The sequence below is a fragment of the Mesorhizobium sp. M0991 genome, from assembly GCF_040318915.1.
Lineage (GTDB): Bacteria > Pseudomonadota > Alphaproteobacteria > Rhizobiales > Rhizobiaceae > Mesorhizobium.
This window is the reverse complement of sequence record NZ_JAMYNE010000008.1, coordinates 192,237-210,818: the sequence shown is the minus strand read 5'-3', so window position 1 is coordinate 210,818 and position 18,582 is coordinate 192,237. Positions and strand designations below refer to the sequence as shown.

Annotated in this window: 17 protein-coding genes; 8 read left to right on the top strand and 9 right to left on the bottom strand. The window is 60.6% G+C overall.

Annotated elements, in window-relative coordinates; genetic code table 11:
• Positions 1–35: 35 nt before the first annotated feature.
• Together NKH70_RS14885 and NKH70_RS14880 are read right to left on the bottom strand one after the other, a co-directional pair.
• Positions 36–1,112 carry an FAD-binding oxidoreductase gene (locus NKH70_RS14885; RefSeq protein ID WP_353025559.1) on the bottom strand — a complete coding sequence of 359 codons (1,077 nt, stop codon included), beginning with the start codon at positions 1,110–1,112 and terminating at the stop codon, positions 36–38.
• Between the two features lie 91 nt (positions 1,113–1,203).
• A complete protein-coding gene (locus NKH70_RS14880) occupies positions 1,204–2,061 on the bottom strand; it encodes a LysR family transcriptional regulator (protein ID WP_353025557.1) in 858 nt (285 codons plus the stop codon).
• A 133-nt stretch (positions 2,062–2,194) separates the two neighbouring features.
• Between NKH70_RS14880 and NKH70_RS14875 the strand changes: the two genes are divergently transcribed.
• From NKH70_RS14875 to NKH70_RS14850, 6 genes are all read left to right on the top strand, one after another.
• Positions 2,195–3,277: an amidohydrolase family protein gene (locus tag NKH70_RS14875; RefSeq protein ID WP_353025555.1), complete on the top strand. Its 1,083-nt coding sequence runs from the start codon at positions 2,195–2,197 to the stop codon at positions 3,275–3,277.
• Positions 3,278–3,288: 11 nt separating this feature from the next.
• Complete coding sequence (locus NKH70_RS14870) at positions 3,289–3,642, top strand: Rieske (2Fe-2S) protein (protein WP_352808893.1); 354 nt, start codon at positions 3,289–3,291, stop codon at positions 3,640–3,642.
• 112 nt (positions 3,643–3,754) lie between these two features.
• Positions 3,755–5,362: an ABC transporter substrate-binding protein gene (locus tag NKH70_RS14865; protein WP_353025554.1), complete on the top strand. Its 1,608-nt coding sequence runs from the start codon at positions 3,755–3,757 to the stop codon at positions 5,360–5,362.
• 100 nt (positions 5,363–5,462) lie between these two features.
• The gene (locus NKH70_RS14860) at positions 5,463–6,509 is read left to right on the top strand and encodes an ABC transporter permease (RefSeq protein WP_353025553.1); all 1,047 of its coding nucleotides are present in this window, start codon (positions 5,463–5,465) and stop codon (positions 6,507–6,509) included.
• Positions 6,506–7,390: an ABC transporter permease gene (locus NKH70_RS14855; RefSeq protein WP_353025552.1), complete on the top strand. Its 885-nt coding sequence runs from the start codon at positions 6,506–6,508 to the stop codon at positions 7,388–7,390. The genes NKH70_RS14860 and NKH70_RS14855 overlap by 4 nt, the downstream gene beginning before the upstream one ends.
• Positions 7,380–9,008 (top strand): ABC transporter ATP-binding protein, encoded by a 1,629-nt coding sequence (locus tag NKH70_RS14850; RefSeq protein ID WP_353025551.1) that lies wholly within the window; start codon positions 7,380–7,382, stop codon positions 9,006–9,008. Before NKH70_RS14855 ends, NKH70_RS14850 begins: the two co-directional genes overlap by 11 nt.
• A gap of 207 nt (positions 9,009–9,215) precedes the next feature.
• On the opposite strand, the gene NKH70_RS14845 is transcribed toward NKH70_RS14850, so the two are convergent.
• Positions 9,216–10,256 carry an EscU/YscU/HrcU family type III secretion system export apparatus switch protein gene (locus tag NKH70_RS14845; RefSeq protein WP_353025550.1) on the bottom strand — a complete coding sequence of 347 codons (1,041 nt, stop codon included), beginning with the start codon at positions 10,254–10,256 and terminating at the stop codon, positions 9,216–9,218.
• A 90-nt stretch (positions 10,257–10,346) separates the two neighbouring features.
• Here NKH70_RS14845 and NKH70_RS14840 point away from each other — a divergent pair, with 90 nt between their 5' ends.
• On the top strand, positions 10,347–11,144 hold the full coding sequence (locus NKH70_RS14840) for a tetratricopeptide repeat protein (protein WP_353025549.1): 798 nt from the start codon (positions 10,347–10,349) through the stop codon (positions 11,142–11,144).
• A gap of 696 nt (positions 11,145–11,840) precedes the next feature.
• Here the strand turns inward: NKH70_RS14840 and NKH70_RS14835 are convergent.
• The 6 genes from NKH70_RS14835 to NKH70_RS14810 all read right to left on the bottom strand — a co-directional run bounded on the left by NKH70_RS14835 (position 11,841) and on the right by NKH70_RS14810 (position 17,484).
• A complete protein-coding gene (locus tag NKH70_RS14835; protein ID WP_352454230.1) occupies positions 11,841–13,199 on the bottom strand; it encodes a type II and III secretion system protein family protein in 1,359 nt (452 codons plus the stop codon).
• Positions 13,200–13,243: 44 nt separating this feature from the next.
• Entirely contained in the window at positions 13,244–15,391 is a 2,148-nt protein-coding gene (gene sctV, locus NKH70_RS14830) for a type III secretion system export apparatus subunit SctV (RefSeq protein WP_352745151.1), read from the bottom strand.
• Between the two features lie 17 nt (positions 15,392–15,408).
• Positions 15,409–15,720, bottom strand: coding sequence for a tetratricopeptide repeat protein (locus tag NKH70_RS14825; RefSeq protein WP_352745154.1), 312 nt, complete (start codon positions 15,718–15,720; stop codon positions 15,409–15,411).
• Positions 15,721–15,745: 25 nt separating this feature from the next.
• The gene (locus tag NKH70_RS14820) at positions 15,746–16,177 is read right to left on the bottom strand and encodes a hypothetical protein (RefSeq protein ID WP_353025547.1); all 432 of its coding nucleotides are present in this window, start codon (positions 16,175–16,177) and stop codon (positions 15,746–15,748) included.
• Positions 16,174–17,178, bottom strand: a complete 1,005-nt coding sequence (locus NKH70_RS14815; protein ID WP_352749238.1) for a SctD/MshK family protein — start codon at positions 17,176–17,178, stop codon at positions 16,174–16,176. Before NKH70_RS14815 ends, NKH70_RS14820 begins: the two co-directional genes overlap by 4 nt.
• Before the next feature lie 123 nt (positions 17,179–17,301).
• Positions 17,302–17,484, bottom strand: coding sequence for a hypothetical protein (locus tag NKH70_RS14810; RefSeq protein ID WP_126092905.1), 183 nt, complete (start codon positions 17,482–17,484; stop codon positions 17,302–17,304).
• 197 nt (positions 17,485–17,681) lie between these two features.
• Here NKH70_RS14810 and NKH70_RS14805 point away from each other — a divergent pair, with 197 nt between their 5' ends.
• Positions 17,682–18,557, top strand: coding sequence for a MurR/RpiR family transcriptional regulator (locus NKH70_RS14805; protein WP_352449139.1), 876 nt, complete (start codon positions 17,682–17,684; stop codon positions 18,555–18,557).
• Positions 18,558–18,582 lie beyond the last annotated feature (25 nt).

Below are 18,582 nucleotides of genomic sequence, written 5' to 3'. Positions count from 1 at the left end.
ATAGGCTGCCCGATTTCGTTCCGCGATGGGTAGAATTAGAGATCAAGCAAAATGTCGCCTTGTGGGCGGCTGCAGCACGCCAGGATATAGCCTGCCGATTTGTCCTCCAAGGTCAGTCCGCCTAGGTCATCCATGACGACTTCGCCGGACAGCTTGGCGATCCGGCACGTACCGCAAACTCCCTGCTGGCAAGCGGTTGGGACATAGACGCCACATTGGCGCGCCGCTTCCAGCAGGGTCTCTCCGGGCGCGCAGTGATATGCAAGGCCGGAGCGGGCGAAGCGGACCGAAGACGAAACCTTTGAATCCGATAGCGAACGCGAAATGTTGCCGCCCCCGAAGCTCTCCTCATGATACTGTGAAGGGGCGAGCCCGATTGCATCGAGGCAGCTGCGTGCAGCCTTCATGTAGGATTCCGGCCCACAGGCGAAAACTGTGCGGCTATGGAGATCGGGAACCAAGGTCACGAGCATCTCATTGTTAATTCGCCCGGTTGGACCCGTCCAGGCCGGGTCTCCGTGACTGCAAATGCAAGTCACATGAACATTGGGAAAGCGAGCGGCAAGTGCGTCCAGTTCGAGCCGAAAAATGATGTCGTCCGGCGTTCTCGCACTATGAATGAAGTGGATCTCCTGGTCGGCTGCGCGGTCGGTAAATGCCCGCAGCATTGACATGACGGGAGTTATCCCGCTGCCACCTGAGAGGAAGAGGGACTTTGCATGCGGCAGATCGTCGAGATTGAACGAGCCGAGCGGGCCTTCGATTTCGATCCCATCGCCTGGCCTGAAATTGTCATGGAGCCAATTCGAAACGAGCCCGCCCGGCGTCCGTTTCACGGTAATCTGAAGGTCGAGCGGTCGCGTCGGTGGTGACGAAACAGAGTAGGAGCGCGTCACTGCGGCACCGTCGATCCTCAGGTGCACCAGAACATACTGGCCAGCGCTGAAGCAGAACATCCGATCAGAAGCGGGTGTGAGAACGAAGGTTTTCACATCGTGCGTTTCGTCGATCACGCGCCGGCAGAGCACAAGCTGCGGTGTGGTCTGTGCCCGTTGCCGGTGACGCTTTGTTGGGACGAAGCCGGAGGCTGCAAAGGCCGCGTATGCATTCATCAGTCAACTCGGGTTTGAAGTCGAGCCAACATGCCACTTCAAACCCCGCTGAACAGCCGCGCAATCCTGCCTTTATGATCGGTAATTTCGATTAGACTTCCAGTGACATCACAGCAACCTGGAGAGCTCGGATGCCTTTGCGAATAATTGGTTCGTGTTTGCGGCGCGCGAGTATCGCGGTGTGGACTGGCTGGTGCAGCGTCGGCGCTCCCTCGACGAGGAACGATGGGAGCTCCGCAGTGAACCTGCGCGCATCGTCGCTACGCATATAACAGGTGCCGCCCGTTCGTCGGAGCATGATCTCCGCCAGAGTTTCCGATCCCGTCGAAAGCCGACAGATCGCCAGCTCGGCCAGCAGCTCTGCGTGCGTCTTTTCCAGCACGGCGGTGTAGCCCGGGCGAATGTAGGTTTCAGGGTCGACGTCGGACAGCGTTCTGGCAGCCGACGAAACCATCACATATTCCTCGACCATCAGATGTTCGTAGGCGATCTCAGGCAGGTAGCGAGGAGCATAAAGGACGGCGATATCCAGATTTCCCATGCTTAAGTCGCTGACCATCTGGTTCGAATAATCCGACTCGACATGGATCGAGGATTTTGGAAGGGCCTGGCACAATGTCTCGACCCATCCCGGCAGAACCGACCGGGTCATGCCTACCTGTGCGGCGATGCGCAAGGTGCCCTCGAACCGGTTGAACGCTCGCACGTCGTGTCGAGCTTGCGACCAGGTCGACAGCAGGGATCTGGCGTAGGCTTCGAACCGCCGTCCTGCGGCTGTCGGCTCAGCACCGGCGCGCCCGCGCTGGAAGAGCTCGGACCCGATCGCGCTCTCCAGATTCTTGATCCGGGTGCTGATCGTCGACTGGGTCAATCCCAACCGCTCGGCGGTGCGATTGAAATTTCGCGACTCGATGATGTCGAGAAAGGTTTCGATGTGATCTAGCTGCACGTGACCTCCAATCGAAAAAGTCGATCATATTGCGCTGGATCATAAGCTTGATCAAACAATACTCAAGGCGGAAGCTGCATGGGAGAAATCGGCCGGCAGCATCGACCAGGCTGAAGCTACGGAGCTGAGCAACGTGTTCATAGTCGACTGCGATTGTCACAATTACTGGTCAAGCGCCACTGTACTGGAGCCCTACCTTTCCGGCCTGTGGAGGGACATGTTCGTCGAAGGCGAGAAGACAGGTCCCGTTGGCGCCTTCCCGCATGGCCATCGTCCCTGGTTTCATCCGCAGGACTTCTCCCGCAAGGACGTCCGTCCGAAAACGGAAGCCGACAACTATCTCATCATGAAGGAGAAGCACCTCGACAAGTACAAGGTCGACGTGGCGATCCTGACCGGCGACGAGCCGATCGAGGCGTCTACCCTCGCCAACCCCTATTATGCCAGCGCTCTGGTCAGCGCCTACAATGACTACCAGATCGATCACTGGCTACCGAAGGACGATCGCTTCATGGGCTCGATCATCATTGCGCCACAGGATCCGAAGCTCGCGGCCGCAGAGATACGCCGCTTGGGCAATCATCCGCGGATGGTTCAGGTTCTTGCCTCGCAAGGCTCTGTCAAGCCGTATGGTGACCCGTTTTACCACCCGATCTATGAAGCATGCGCCGAAGTGGGGCTGCCCTTTGCCATTCATCTGGGCGGCCATGGCGGCGTGAATTCGACCGCGATTGCTCCTGCCCCGACGACATTCTTCTGGGAGACGCACGCCATCCTGCACATGTCGGCGATTTCACATGTCGCAAGCATGATTGCGCATGGCGTCTTCGAAAAATGGCCGGACCTCTACTTCGTCGTCATCGAATGCGGCGTGGCCTGGGTGCCGTCGGTATTGTGGCGCCTGGATGCGGATTACAAAGCGCTGCGCAAAGAGACGCCATGGCTGAAGATGCTGCCGTCGGAATATTGCCGGCGCAACATCCGCTTTTCCACGCAGCCGCTGGAGCAGCCCGCAAACATTCAGCATCTCTGGTCCACTCTCGAAGCGATGGACGGCGAAAATACGCTGATGTTTGCCTCCGATTATCCGCATTGGGATTACGACGACGCCAACACGCTGCAAATCCCTCCCGCCTGGAAGAGCAAGATCATGGGGCTGAATGCGTTGGAGGTCTACAAACGCATCCCCCGCGCGCAAGCGGCGAATGCCGCCTGAGGAAGCAGACGATGCCTGAGAAGACATATATTTGCCGTGTCGACGAGATCGAAACCGGATCTCCCTTCATCGCCAAGATCCGCAGCCTTTCGGTCGGGGTTTTCCGCATCGGAGATTCATTCCACGCGCTGCTGAATGTTTGTCCGCACCGCGGCGCTCCGCTTTGCGAGGGGCCGCAATGCGGAACAACTGCGCCGGTCGAACAGGCGCAATTCATCTATCATCGCGAAAACGAGATTGTGCGCTGCGCCTGGCATGGCTGGGAATTCGACATCAAATCAGGCGCGGCCCTGGTCGATCCGTCCGTTCGCGCGCGCACATTTCCAGTCACCGTCGAGGCGGGCAGCATCTATGTGACAGCCTGATCGAGGTGCGGATTTGAGCGGTCAGAAGAAAGGGTGATCGCGGCTGACGAGCAGATTTCTTCACAGGTGCTTGACGAACAATAACGCGGAAAATCCGCAATGGGAGAGTCAAATGTCAGAATCTGAATACAAGCTTGGTATCGCTCAAAGCCAGATTGGCCGCGGCAAGATTTCCCGTCGCGACTTCATTCATCTTGGGCTGGCCGCTGGGCTGACGCTTACCGCTGCGGACAAGCTCTTCGTCAGCACGGCCCGGGCCGAACCGCTGCAGGGCGGCTTCGCCAAGCTCGGCATGGCACATGGCGCAACAACGGATTCGATCGATCCGGCCGGCTACCCGGACACATTCACACAAACCGCGTTCTCGGGCTCGATGTCCAACAGCCTCACCGAGGTCGACGCGAAAGGCAACGTCCAACCGGACCTGGCCGAGAGCTTTGAATCATCGGACGGGGCCAAAACCTGGGTCTTCAAGCTGCGCAAGGGCGCAACCTTCCACAACGGCAAGAATGTCACGGCGGACGACGTCGTGGCTTCGCTGCGCTATCATATGGGCGACGAAACCAAATCGGCGGCGAAGCCGCTGCTTGAACCTGTCGCCAGCATCAAGGCGGACGGCCCGGAGACGGTTGTCTTCACGCTCAAGAGCGGCAACGCCGATTTCCCCTACATCATGAGTGACTACCATCTGGTCATCATGCCGGCCAAGGATGGCAATGCGGATTGGGGATCAGGCGTTCGCACCGGTGCTTTCGTGCTTGAGAACTTCCAGCCCGGAGTTTCGGCCAAGCTCAAGCGCAATCCGAACTACTTCAAGAACGGCAAACCCTATCTCGACGAGGTGGAGTTCATCGCCATCACCGATCTCGCCGCTCGCATGGCCGCGTTATCGACAGGGGAGGTGGACTATATTGGCCGCGCCGACCTCAAGACCCTCGGCATGTTGAAACGCAATCCCAAGGTGGAGATCGTCGAGGTCACCGGCTATGGCCATTATACGTTGCCGATGAATGTCACGATGGCGCCGTTCGACAATCCGGACGTCCGAATGGCTTTGAAATGGGCGATCAATCGTCAGGAGATCGTCGACAAGATCTTTCTCGGCCACGCCACCGTGGCCAACGACAACCCGATCGCGCCGGCAATCAAATTCGCCACGAATCCGCAGCCGCAACACAGTTTCGATCCGGAGAAAGCCAAGCATTATCTGAAAAAGGCCGGAATGGAAAAACTGAAGGTGGATCTCTCGGTCGCCGATGCCGCTTTTGCAGGCGATGTGGACGCGGCTGCGCTCATCCGCGAGACGGCCGGCCAGTGCGGCATCGACGTAAACGTGGTGCGCGAGGCCGAGGACGCCTATTGGGACAATGTCTGGCTCAAGAAACCGTGGTGCGCTTCCTATTGGAGCGGTCGCGCGACCGCCGACTGGATGTTCACACAAGCCTTCGCCGCAGACTCCAGCTGGAACGAGTCGTTCTGGAAAAATCCTCGCTTCAACGAGTTGCTTGTCCAGGCGCGCGCCGAGACGGACGAGGCCAAGCGGTCGGCAATGTATGCCGAGATGCAGCAACTGACCCATGATGATGGCGGCAGCATCGTACTGGTCTTCAACAATTTCGTCAGCGCCAAATCCAATAAGCTCGCACATGGCGAAGTGGCGCCGAACTGGGAGAACGATGGACTGAAGATGGCCGAACGCTGGTGGATCGCCACTGCGTGAGAGTGCGGGCCGGACCCGTGATGGTTGCGAGGGTCCGGTTGGCCCCGGTGTGCCCTGCCGGATGTGGCGGGGCAGCGGCCGCAACGGGAAACGCGTGCAAATGAACCCCGTCGCAAGAACGGTTCTGCAGCGCCTTGGCCTCGGCCTGGTCACGCTGTTCATCGTGTCCATCATTATCTTCTCGGCGATCGCAATGCTGCCGGGCGACTTCGCCAAGGCGACGCTCGGGCAATCCGCGACACCCGAAACGGTCGCCGCCTTCCAGCGAGAAATTGGCATCGACCGTCCGCCTGTCGAGCGCTACTTCGTCTGGGTCGGGCAGATGCTCCACGGGGATTTCGGCTCTTCGTTCGCGAGCCGCACCGGGTACCGGCGAACCGTGGCTGAGATCATCGCGCCACGCCTCTACAATACGATGTTCCTTGGATCGATGACCGCGCTGTTAGCAGTTCCGCTGGCCCTGGGACTTGGCATCCTCGCTGCGCTCTACCGCAATGGCTGGTTCGACCGGCTGGTGAACGCAGTGACGCTGACAACCATTTCGTTCCCGGAGTTTTTCGTCGCCTATATGCTTGCCTATCTGGTCATCTCGCGCGACACGTTCATCGGATCCGAGTTCGCACAATCCCTGCCGCACTGGCTCGCAGTGTCACTGAACTGGATGCTCAACGCATTTCCCAAGTTCCCGACATTGTCGAATGTGAACGACCAGACGCCATTCTGGGAGCATGTCTGGAGAGTAGCCTTGCCGGCAATCACACTTACGCTCGTCATTGTTGCCCACATGATGAGAATGACACGAGCGGCGATCATCAACATGCTGGCAAGCCCCTATATCGACATGGCGCGTCTGAAGGGAATGTCGCCGATGGCCATCGTACTCAGGCATGCGTTGCCCAACGCCTGGGCTCCGATCGTCACGGTGGTAGCGTTCAATCTCGCTTATCTGGTCGTCGGAGTGGTCGTGGTCGAAGTGGTGTTCGTCTATCCCGGCATTGGTCAGCTGATGGTTGATGCGGTCAAATCCAGGGATGTTCCGGTTGTCCAGGCCTGCGCCCTGATTTTCGCGGCGACCTACATCCTGCTCAATCTGACCGCCGACATCATTTCGATCGCCACCAATCCAAGGCTCTTGCATCCACGATGACCAGCTACGAACCCATCGCTCAGGTTCACAGGCTGAGGCGCTCGCGTGCCACCCGGGCCAAAACGGCGCTGAAGAAGGCACCCTTCAGTGCCTGGTTCGGCATCCTGGTGATCATCGGCTATGTCATCGTTGCGGTGTTCGCGCACTGGATCGCCCCATACGGCGAAACGCAGGTCTTCAGCGAAGCCTTCGCATCGTGGAGCCAGCAGTTCAAACTGGGAACCGACCAGCTCGGCCGCGATATGCTCACACGCTTGATTTACGGTGCGCGCAACACCATCGGTATCGCCGTCGCGACCACACTGCTGTCCTTCGCAGTCGGCGTCTCGCTCGGCCTTCTTGCCGCATTGTACAGGGGATGGCTCGACCAGATACTTTCGCGTGCGGTGGACGTGTTGATGTCGATCCCAAGCCTGATCTTCGCCCTGGTGCTGCTTTCGATCTTCGGGTCGTCGATCACCAGCCTGATAATCATCATTGCGCTGCTCGATTCCACCCGCGTCTTTCGGCTCGCACGCGCCGTCGGGCTTAACGTAGCAGTGATGGAATATGTCGAGGTGGCGCGATTGCGCGGCGAAGGCCCGAAATGGATCATCGCCAAGGAAATCCTTCCCAATGTCATGCCGCCGCTGGTCGCGGAGTTCGGCTTGCGATTTTGCTTCGTATTCCTCACGATCGCGGCACTGTCCTTCCTGGGCGTCGGCATTCAGCCGCCGACCGCCGATTGGGGATCGATGGTGCGCGAGAATGCAACCCTGATCACCTACGGCGATGTCACGCCGCTGCTGCCGGCCGGCGCGATTGCCCTCCTCACGGTATCCGTGAATTTCGTCGTCGACTGGTTCCTGCACGCAACAAGCGGGTTGCGGGATGAAAGGTAGCGGTCCGGCCTCGCGCGAAAAAGGTAAGGATCTACTTCAGATCCGCAATCTCCATGTGGAGGGCTTCTCGGACGAGCGATGGCATCCCATTGTCCGCGGGGTCGATCTGGCGCTGAAGCGGGGGGAGGTTCTTGGCCTGATCGGCGAGTCAGGCGCCGGCAAATCCACCATTGGCCTCGCCGCGATGGGTTACGCCAAGCCGGGCTGCCGTATCACACAGGGCTCGATCCTGTTCGACGGGCTCGATCTTCTGGCACTCAGCGAAACAGGGCGGCGTCGCCTCAGAGGCTCCCGTATCGCCTATGTCGCACAAAGCGCCGCGGCCTCTTTCAATCCGGCCCACCGGCTCCTCGACCAGACTGTCGAAACTGTGGTGGCGCATGGGATTGCCAGCCGAGAGAAAGCGAACCGGAGTGCCGTCGATCTTTATCGGCGTCTTCAGCTTCCAGACCCGGAGACCATCGGCTTTCGCTATCCTCATCAGGTTTCCGGCGGACAGTTGCAACGGGCAACGACCGCGATGGCGATGGCCTGTCGTCCGGACCTCATCGTCTTCGACGAGCCAACGACGGCGCTCGATGTGACGACGCAGGTCGAAGTTCTCGCCTCCATTCGCAATGTCGTGGAGGAATTCAACACGGCTGCAATTTATGTGACGCATGATCTGGCGGTGGTGGCGCAAATGGCGGACCGCATCATGGTTTTGCGCGATGGACTTACCGTGGAGGAGGCTGAAACACGCCAGATGCTCGCCTCGCCCAGCCAGGAATATACCAAAACGCTCTGGGCCGTGCGCAAGCTCGCCAAGCCCGAAGTTCCGGCCGATGAATATCTGCTTACGATAGACAACGTCACCGCGGCTTACGCGCGGAGGGTCAAGGTGCTCCAGGATGTCTCCATCAAAGTTCCACGTGGACGAACAGTGGCTGTGGTCGGCGAATCCGGTTCCGGGAAATCGACGCTCGCTCGCGTCGTTACCGGCCTGTTGCCGCCGCTTTCGGGGTCGATTTCCTTTGCCGGCCAGGCCCTTTCCAAGACCCTGGAGACCCGCCCAAAAGAGATTCTGCGTCGCATACAGATGATTTATCAAATGCCCGACAACGCGCTAAATCCGCGCCAGACGGTCGAAGAAGTCATAGCTCGGCCGCTTGAATTCTATCTTGGCCTCAAGGGAGCGCAGCGGGATCGGCGGATCGGCGAACTCATGCACATGGTCGAGATGAGCGAAACTTACTTGGATCGTCTGCCGGCCGAACTGTCGGGGGGCCAGAAGCAGCGCGTTTGCATCGCCCGAGCGTTGGCCGCCGATCCGGAACTGATCATCTGCGACGAAATCACGTCTGCGCTCGACCAGATTGTGCAGGAGGAAATCCTCAAGCTGTTAATGCGGCTTCAGCGCGAGCTCGGCATGAGCTACATTTTCATCACCCATGACATTGCCACCGTGCGGGCGATCGCCGACGAGGTTGTGGTCATGCACCAGGGGAAAGTCGTTGAGCAGGGATTGAAGAGCGAAATTCTCACGCCGCCGCATGCCCCCTATACCGAACGGCTTTTATCCTCCGTGCCGGAAATGGATCCGGATTGGCTGACAAGGCTGCTGGCCAGCCGGGGCTGAGGACGCATTGTTATTCAACGCGAATGAACGCAAGCTGCGGATCGGGCGGCATGACAGGTCCTCCGAAACGCCCTCATTGAATCGGCCTGCTCGGTCTTCCGCCGTGCCGCCTTGACACTGACGGATGCGCGACCAGCGGACTTCCGCTTCGCTTCCACCAGCCGACAGGGCTAGACTGGCATAGAACGACAATCGCAGGATTTTGGCTCAAGTGAGCCCGTGCCGGACGAGGTGGCGAACGACCGGGGAAAACATCTGCTGGCCGATATAAGACCCGATGTTCGCATTTTCGAAGATCGCTTGGGCGGTAACGGCATCCTCGACTATGGGGATACCTGCCTCGCGCGCCTGAGCCATCATATCTTCGGCCGCACGGCCCTGACCCTTGCCGACAATTGTCGGCACAGGCGTTTCGCCCTTGACGTAGCGCAACGCCACGGCGCGCTCGCCTGACACCAAGACGATGACCGCGTTTTTCACACCTAGCTTCGCAGGCTGCATCACTGCTTCGCGCCGCTGTCGCTGCTGTTCACGGCGGATCAATGGATCGCCTTCGAGATCTTTGTGTTCGCGCTTGTATTCGGTTGTTGTCATGCGCATGTCCCGTAGGAACAGCCAGCGCTGAATAGGAACATCGATCAAGCCGATGACGATAAAGGCCAGGGCGGCGGCAGTCCCGAGAGGTGTCATCACCGCCTTGATGGTCGGCTCCAGGCATGTCTGACCACAGCCTGGCGCATCGAAGAGAGGCTGTAGCCAGGCGATCAGGATGAATACGAAAAGGCTTGCCAGGAACACCACCTTGACGAGGCCCTTGGCGAACTCGATGACATTGCGGAGCGACAGGATCTTCTGAAGGCCCTTCGCCGGGTTTATGCGATCGAACTGCGGCTTGAGCGGCTCGAACGAGAAGACCGGCCCGAACGTGGCCAGCATGCCGAAGGCTACGGTGAGAACCACAACGATGCCGACTAGCGGCAATGTGGCAAGCATCAGCAATGAGAACGAGTGGTGGATGGCACGCAGGCTGACCTCCTCGAAAGAGCCGCCGGGCACCGTCACAGTCTGCACGAGTTCCGAAAGATATTTGAAGAGCAGCGGCCAGCAAAAATAGAGATAGCCAAGCGCTGCGAAAAGAGTGAAGCCGGATACCAGGTCGCGGCTTTGCGAAACCTGGCCCTTGCGGCGGGCGTCACGAAGCTTCTTGTCGGACGCCGGTAATTTCTTTTCCTCAGCTTCTTCGGCCATGTTGCAATCTTACCGCACTATCGTGGTTCCAGTCGGCCGATGCCCTGTGTAAGGTGGGACGGGCTTGAATACGGAGAGGTGGATTTGCGGTTGCGTGTCGTATTCATGCCAGTCGTCGTCGCGCTGGCGCTGAGCGGTTGCCAGACGACCCAAACCGGCTCCGTGCAGGCCAAGGCGCAGGGCCCATCGTCTCAATCCGAGCGCCTGATCAAGCTTGCCGACGATATTGATGCGCGCGGAGAAAGTGATACCGCCATCGCGCTCTACCAGCGCGCCGCAGCAATGCCGGGCGCCAAGGCGAGCGCGCTCGTCAAGACAGGCGACGCTTACATGCGGGCAGGCTATCCTGCCGATGCCGCCAAAGCTTATCGGGCCGCGCTGGCCAAAGCTCCCAATGACGGGGGAGCAATGCTTGGGCTTGGCTCGGCGATGATGGAGGTAGGCGATATCGATGCAGGCATGCGCGCGCTTGCGCAGGCAGCGCCGCTGGTCAACACCAGCGGCGCCTACAACCGATTGGGCGTTGCGCAGACTTTCGCCGGGCAGACAGGGCAGGCGCAGGAGACTTTCGCCCAGGCGTTGAGACTTGCGCCGGGCGATCTTGACGTCGAGACCAACATGGCATTGGCGGCAGCCCTCGAAGACAATTCCGCTGCGGCGCTGCCGCTGGTGCAGAAAATTGCCGCCGCTCCCAATGCGCAATTGCACCACAAGCGCAACATTGTGGTGGTGTACGGGCTTCTTGGCCAGGCCGACCAGGTCAAGGCCTCGCCGCCAATCGGGCTGACGACCAAGGAGGTGGCCACCCTGCTTGCCCGCGCAAGAACCATTCGGCTGAAGGGCAGCACTCAGGCCAAAGCGAAGGCGCTCGGCTCCATCCTCGGCTAGCGAATCGGGCCGGAGGGCCTGAAGCGATCTTCCGCCAAGCGCGACGCGTAGGGTGACACTACGCGGGCGAATACCGCGCCGGCTCACTCGACTGGGAGCGTTGTTTGCGGCACCGACGGCGCGCTGTTGGCGCCGCCTATCGGAGCCTCCTCGCCATCGAGGTAGCGACGGGCCGCGCGCGCGGTCGGTGCCGCCGCCGCCGGGGCCCGGGGGGGGGGGGGTTCGGGGGGGCGCGGGGGGTGGGGGGTGGGGTGGGCCGCCCGGGGGGGGGGGGGGGGCGCCGTGTTGCGCCCCCCCCCGGCCGGGGCGCGGGGGGGGGGGGGGGGGGGGGGGGGCCCCCCCCCCCGCCGCCGGGCCCATGCGGCGGCCTTCTACGAGGTCACGCTGGCTTTCGGACATCCGCTGAAGATTGAAGGCATTGGCGCAACCGGGCGGCAGATGGGAGCCGACGCCGGAGACGATCGTCAGATTCGTCTTGGCAGCAGAGTTGTCGTCGTCGGCTGGCTCGGCCAGACAGGCATCGGGAGCAAGAACTGAGCCGCCGACACCTTTCTCGGAGCCGCCTGCATCCGTCGAAACATAGTTGTAGCCAGGCGAATAATCCTGCCGCTGTTGCGGGCTGCTCGCGCAGCCGGCCAGAACCAGCGCTGGAACAACGCAGAAAAATGCGATGGGGGATGTCATATCCGGTCCTCGTTACTTGATGATCAGACCCGTCGCCGATGCGTCATTGGCGTGCTTGCGGCTGCGGTGCTTGGCTGCCGGACGATCAAGCGGCGTGGCGAGGCTGTCGCGCACCGGTTCCACCAGATAGGGCGTAATCAAAATGACCAGTTCGGTCTCTTCGTGCTGGAAACGCTGTGATTGAAAAAGCGGGCCAAGCACCGGTACATCGCCCAGCACCGGAAACTTTTCCAGATTGCGCGAAGTCCGCTGCTGGAAAAGGCCGGCGATCGCAAATGTCTGACCGCTCGCCACTTCGACCGTGGTGTCGGCCTTGCGCACGACGAAACTCGGCATGGCGAAACCGTTGGCGCTTACGGATCCGGTCTCAGATAGAGAACTGACTTCCGGCTGGACATGGAGCGCGATGCGATTGCGGCCGATCAGCGTCGGGGTGAAGCCGAGGGACACGCCGAAGGGCTTGTATTGGACGGTGACGACGTCGGTTCCTTGCGGGATCGGAACCGGAATTTCGCCACCGGCGAGAAAGCTTGCCGTCTGACCGGTCATGGCCGTCAGGTTCGGTTCGGCCAGTATCTTGACGATGCCGTTGCGTTGCAGGGCTTCGATCAGAATGTCGAAGTTCAGGCCATGCGCCTGGTCCATGTTCAAACCGAAATTCCCGTTGCCCGAGGGCACACCGTTGTCCTGGAACATGTTGAATTCGAAGCCGCCGCTCCTGTAGCCGACGGACCAGTCGACGCCGTAGGACTGCAGTTCCGTGCGCGAGACCTCGGCGAAGCGAACCCGAATGTTGACTTGCTGTGAGCCCTGCACGGTCATGTTGTTCAGCGGCGGCTGTTCCGGTGGCGAGAAGGTCCGGGCGACATTGTCCAGATCCGTTGCCTCATCGACGCCTCGCGCCTCGCCTGTTGCAACGATACGGGTGCCAAAAATGTGGAGATTTGTCGCCGAGCTCGGCTGCATTGCTTGCTTGGCTTCGGTAGCAGGCGTGACATCGGGGGTGACGCGGAACTGGGCCGTTGCCTCGATCCGTTCATCGGCCGTGATCGCAATGAGGTTGGTCAGGCCGGGTTTGAGGCCGAACACATAGACCATGCTCGGCGACACGACCTGAAGGTCCGCGATCGTGGTGTCGGCAATCAGCACGGATTCGACCGGTTCATTGAACCGCAATAAGCGTCCTTGCCCGACCGGCAAGCCGACCGTTGGTTTGCTCGGCAACGCTGATATGTTCTGTGCCGTCGCATCGGCCAGTGTGAGCAACAACGCCAGCAGGACACCAATCGTCGCGATAGCGAGCCGGCCTAAATCTGCCCGCCGGGCGAAAGCGGCTGATCCTACGCCTGCCGCGGTGTTGTGGATGGTCATGCCATTTCTCTCCTGAATCCCCAATGTCGTCCGTCCGGCTGGCGTCAGGAGGGCGCCTCCTGCGCGGCATTCGCCTGAGCCGACGGGAGCGAATGGGAGACGACGCGCGCGCCGGCTTTGCCGGAGCGGCCGGCGATCGTGGCCAGCGGCTGGACATTGAACTCGTGTGCGAGTTCCTGGAAGGATAGGACCGGAAGCTCGATGCCATTGTGTGCCAGCAGGCTGCGCATGTGACGGCGCACATCCATCGCGGCGAGGACGACCGGTGAAACATCGGTGGCGTTCTGCGACCGGGCTCGCTCGATTTCGGTGACCAAAGCCTGCGCATCATCGTCCGACAGATTCAGGAAGGTGCCGGTCGACGTGCTTTGCACCGCGTTTCGCAGGATGTCTTCGGCCGACCGCTGCAGCACATAGGCCGCGATGATGTTGTTGCGGCCGGCGAAGCGGAAGCTGATCTGGCGCTTCAAGGATGTGCGGACATGTTCCGTCAGCAAGAGGACGTCCTGTTCGCGTTGGCCCCATTCGATGAGTGCCTCGAGGATAAGGCGCAGATTGCGGATCGGGACGTTTTCCCCGACGAGCCGGCGGAGCACTTCCGCGATCTTCTGGAGCGGCACGGTCTCCTGCGCCTCCCTGACCAGATCCGCATAATCCGGTTCCATGTCCGAGAGCAGCCTGCGTGTCTCCTGAATCCCGACGAAATGGCCGGCATAAAGACGAAGTGCATGGCCGGTCCATTTGGCCGCTATTTGCACCGGCGTTGAGAAGACGAACCCGGCTTCCTTCAGTGCTGACAGGTAGCTGTCATCGGCCCATTCGAATTTACGCAGACCGGCAATCGGAGAACCTTTTTCGTAGGGTATTTCGAGCAGATCGAGATGCGTCGTGTCCGCTTCGACAAGAACACGGTTGGCACGAATTTCGGCATCCAAGATGGGCGCACCTTCCAGATCGACACGGACGCTTCGTGGCGAAAGCATCTCGTCGACCTGCATACCGATGGCCGGAACGTCGACACCGAGATCACCGAAGAGGTCGCGGCGCACGCCGTCGGCGAGCGCGGCAAATTCGAGCTCCGGGACCAAGCGTCCGAGCTCGGTTCCGAAGCGCACGACGACGCGGTAGGACGGAGACAGTGTTGCGGTGGAGATTGCCGAAAGCGACGCGGAATTCCCCCGCTGTGCAGGCGCGGCGATATGGCCGATGTCTTGAGGCTCGGATTCCTGGGCGGTGCGGCGATTGATTGCATAGGCGCCGGCTCCGCAGCAGGCACCTAGGACTAGGAAAGCGATGGAGGGGAAGCCTGGCACCATGGCAAGGCCGACCATGATCACCGCGGCGAGCGCGAGCGCGCGGGAGTCGCGCAGCAGCTGGCTGGTTATTTGCCGGCCAAGATCGCCCGTTCCGTCCGCGCTGCCGACGCGCGTCACCATTGTGCCGGCGGCCACAGCGACGAGCAGTGCAGGTATCTGCGCCACCAGGCCGTCGCCCACGGTGAGCAGCGTGTAGGTCGCAGCCGCGTCGCCGATCGACATATCGTGCTGCAGCGTACCGACTGCGAAACCACCGATCAGGTTGACCAAAATGATCACAATGCCTGCGATCACGTCTCCCTTGACGAATTTCATGGCGCCATCCATTGCGCCAAACAGCTGGCTCTCGCGCTCCAGCTGCTGGCGCAGGTGGCGTGCCTCCGCCTGATCGATGTCGCCGTTGCGCAACTCGGCATCGATGCTCATCTGCTTGCCCGGTAGCGCATCGAGCGTGAAGCGCGCGGCCACCTCGGCGACGCGTTCGGCACCCCGCGCAACAACGATGAACTGCGCAACAGTGATGATCAGGAAGATGACGAGGCCCACCGCAATGCTGCCACCGACGACGAAGGTGCCGAAGGCGGTAATGATCTCGCCTGCGTCGGCCTGGAGCAGGATGAGTCGCGTGGTCGTGATCGTGATCGCCAGCCGGAACAAAGTGGCGATGAGGATGACCGACGGCAGTGACGAAAACTGGAGTGGATGAGAAACGTAGAACGAGGCCAGCAGGATAAGCACGCTGATGGCGATGTTTGCGGTGATGAGAATGTCGACGAGAAACGTCGGCAATGGAATGAGCATCATCACCACCGCGACGAGCATCAGGATGGCAATGACCAGATCGCTGCGGCGTGACAGCCTGGCAAGAAATTGCATCAGTCGTTCCGAGACGGTCATCCGACGCCTCGTTGCGACAGGAAGTTAAGCAAGGCACTGCGCGCCTCCGTCTTGCGCCCCGCCACGAGCAAGGCGCGGCTCTTCAGCAATGTAAGCACCGGGTGATCCATTCCTTCCAAGGTCTCCAGCCTGGCAATCGTGGCAAGCGCCTTTTCCGCCTCGCCATCGAGTATGAGAAGGTGCGCCAACGTTCTGAGGATGCCGGCATTTCCCGGCGAGAGCTGTGCAGCAATAAGCAGGTAGGCCGCGCCCCGCTTTGCCTGCCCGTGACACCCGTAGAGATAGCCTAGGACATGCAAAAGATGCACGGTGTCACGCGGCTCGGTCAGAGTTCTATCCTTCCTGCATGCGACCAAGCAGATCGCGATGACGCTCGATTTCATCCTCCATCAGCGTTCTGGCGAGCGTCTTGAGTTGCTCCCCGCCCTCCAGGTTTGGGACCAGGTGCGTTACAAGATGCTGGAGAATAGGCACGGAGCGACGCAGGATGGCTGGTTCGGGAATATTGGGCATGACGAAATTGGCGAGTATCTCGTCGAGCGACTCGCCGGCCGCACCTTGAGAAGCCTGGAATTCCGCCGTTTCCGGCCTTTCTGCACCGGCGGCTGATTTCGTCCCCTGAGCACGGTTTGCTGCTTTGTCGACCCCATTCATCCGCCGCCGGCTGATGGCCTGGCCCCGCACACCTTCCGCCTGCCGCCCCTCGCGGCCCGCCGTGTCAACCCGTGCCGTGTCGAATCGTGCCGCTTCAAGCCGCCGGTTCACGGATATTTCAGCGCGACCGTGGCGCCGCCCTTGGTCAGGAAAAGTTCGGTTTCGCCGATGTGTTTGACGGCCCAGCCGTCATCGGTGAATGCACCTTCGTGATAGCGCGCCCCATCGGCTGCGATGACGTAGGGCCGCTCGCCATACCAGATCGCCTGCAGCCTCAGGCGCGGGGCCTGCTGCGCATTGCCAACCATGACGTTTGAGATGAGGGGAAGGTAAGCGCCGAACGACTGATCGAACCAGGATTGCGTTTGTGCCCAGACATCACTCTTGTCATTCGGGATCATACCCGAGACCACGAGGCGTCCCTCCGATTGCAGAACCGTTAATGTGCTTATGCCGGATTGCTCGAGGCGCAGCTTGAGCTGGCTTTCCGCTTCGGCGGCAGTGTGGATTTGCGCTGGCGATGAATCGTCCAGGATTTTTTCCCCTGCCTGGCCGACGAAAGCCACTCTGACTGGTTGCCCGTCTTGAGAGGACGCCTTTGCGCCAATCTCTTGCTTGGCGAAAGAAAACCCGTTCGCGGCGACGGAAATTGCGAGAACCGCACAGAGAACGCTGCTCGCGACTAGCAGCGGGCGATTGGCAAAGGACCATCGATTGGGTACGCGTTGCAGGCTGACCAGCTTGATGCGCGCCTCGCCAACACTTATGGTGAGCGGCAGCCTGCAGCGGCTGCCATGTCCCTCATGGATGGTCTCGCCCGTGGCCAACGTGACATCGCCGCCGACGGCTTCGATTTCAACTTGGCTGCCCTTGCGCCGCAGCCTTGCGTGAATCGGTGCGATGCCGGCATCGCGCAGGACAATGTCCGACTCAGTGCTGGAGCCGATCGTATATTGTGGCTCGACCAGACTGACTTCGGCGCCGGCGTGAAATCCGTGGGTCACGCTCAGCGCAATGGAATGTCCGGTTTCCGGAGAGGGGGCGATGATCGATCCGAGTCGGCGCGCCGGCGCTGCTGGTTCCAGATGTTTGGTGATAGGACGAGCGGTCATGCCACTTCATCTCCCGCCGATGACCATTTCAAATGCGGCCTGATGACGGCGCTGAAAAAATTGCGCCGTGCAAAGTACGCCGCCGGGTGCTTGCGGCGGCGCATGGTTCGGGAATCCGCCGCCTTAGGCCTTTTCAGCCGACTGGCCGAGCGTCCTGGCGGTGCTCATCAGCATGTCATGCTGGGATTTCGCGATCTCTTTCGTGATCTCCAGGCCAAACATGCGCTCCTGGTGCTTGATCATCTTGTCCAGGTTCTGTTCCGGCGACCCTGCTGAGCCGGAGGTAATGGGAGGGGTAGCAGCCATCATTGTCTCCTTGAGGGACTATCCAAGTTGCAAACTCCGGACTCACATCGCTGCAGTCCGGAGGGTTGCGAAGGCAGCTTAAGGCAGCATGGCCGAAAATGAAAGTCCAGTTGGAATATTTGAGACACTTCGGTTCCAACTGTTGCGTCGCGTGTGTTCAAGGAGTACCTTGGCAGGTGGGTGAATGGGGTTTCAGAATGGAAAAAGGTCCTTTGGCCGAGCTTTTGGTCGAACGGTTCGAGACTATGCCACCGCAGTTGCGGGTCGCCGCACGTTTCGTGCTGGATCATCCCAAGGATGTCGCACTGATGTCGATGCGCGAGCAGGCGCACCAGGCCGGCGTTTCGCACAGCACGATGATGCGGCTGGCGCGATGGATTGGCCTTGAAGGCTACGAAGATATGCGCAGCCTTTATGCGCGCGCGCTGCGCGAGACCATCGCGGGCGAGCCGGCGCGACAGGGTATCGGACAGCATGGCGATCCGGGATATTCGACTGCCGGCGTCGTTGCCGACACGCTCGCCGCCCAGATCTCAAGCCTTGGCGAATACGGCAACGCCATGCAGTTCATCGCGGCAGCCGGTCTGCTCGCCCGGTCACGCGATCTGTTCGCTGTCGGCTCGCGCGCCGCCTATCCGGTCGCGAGCCACTTCGTTCACATCATGTCCTTGCTGGCTGGCACCGACTGCAAGGTGACGCTTGTCGGCGAGATGGCCGGACCGGGCCTGGATGCCCTCCAGCACGCGGGACGCGGAGCGGTACTTCTTGCGGTGGGCCTATCGCCCTACGAGCGCACGACGATCGACGTTGCGCGCCAGTCGGCTCGGCAGGGCATCGGCGTGGTGGCGATCACCGACAGCAGCGTGTCGCCGCTGACACAGATCGCGCGGGAAACAATTATCGTTACGTCAAATTCGCAGTCGTTCTTCCGAAGCATGGCGCCGGCGTTCGCCGCCGTCGAGATTCTGGCGGCGCTGGCGGCAGCGCAGTCTGAAACGAACGCCGCAGAACGGGTAAAACAGTCGGAAGAGCAGCTTGCTGCTTTCGGCATTTATTGGAAGCCCCCTCGATAACATCCGAAAGGTTGCGATCGGGCGG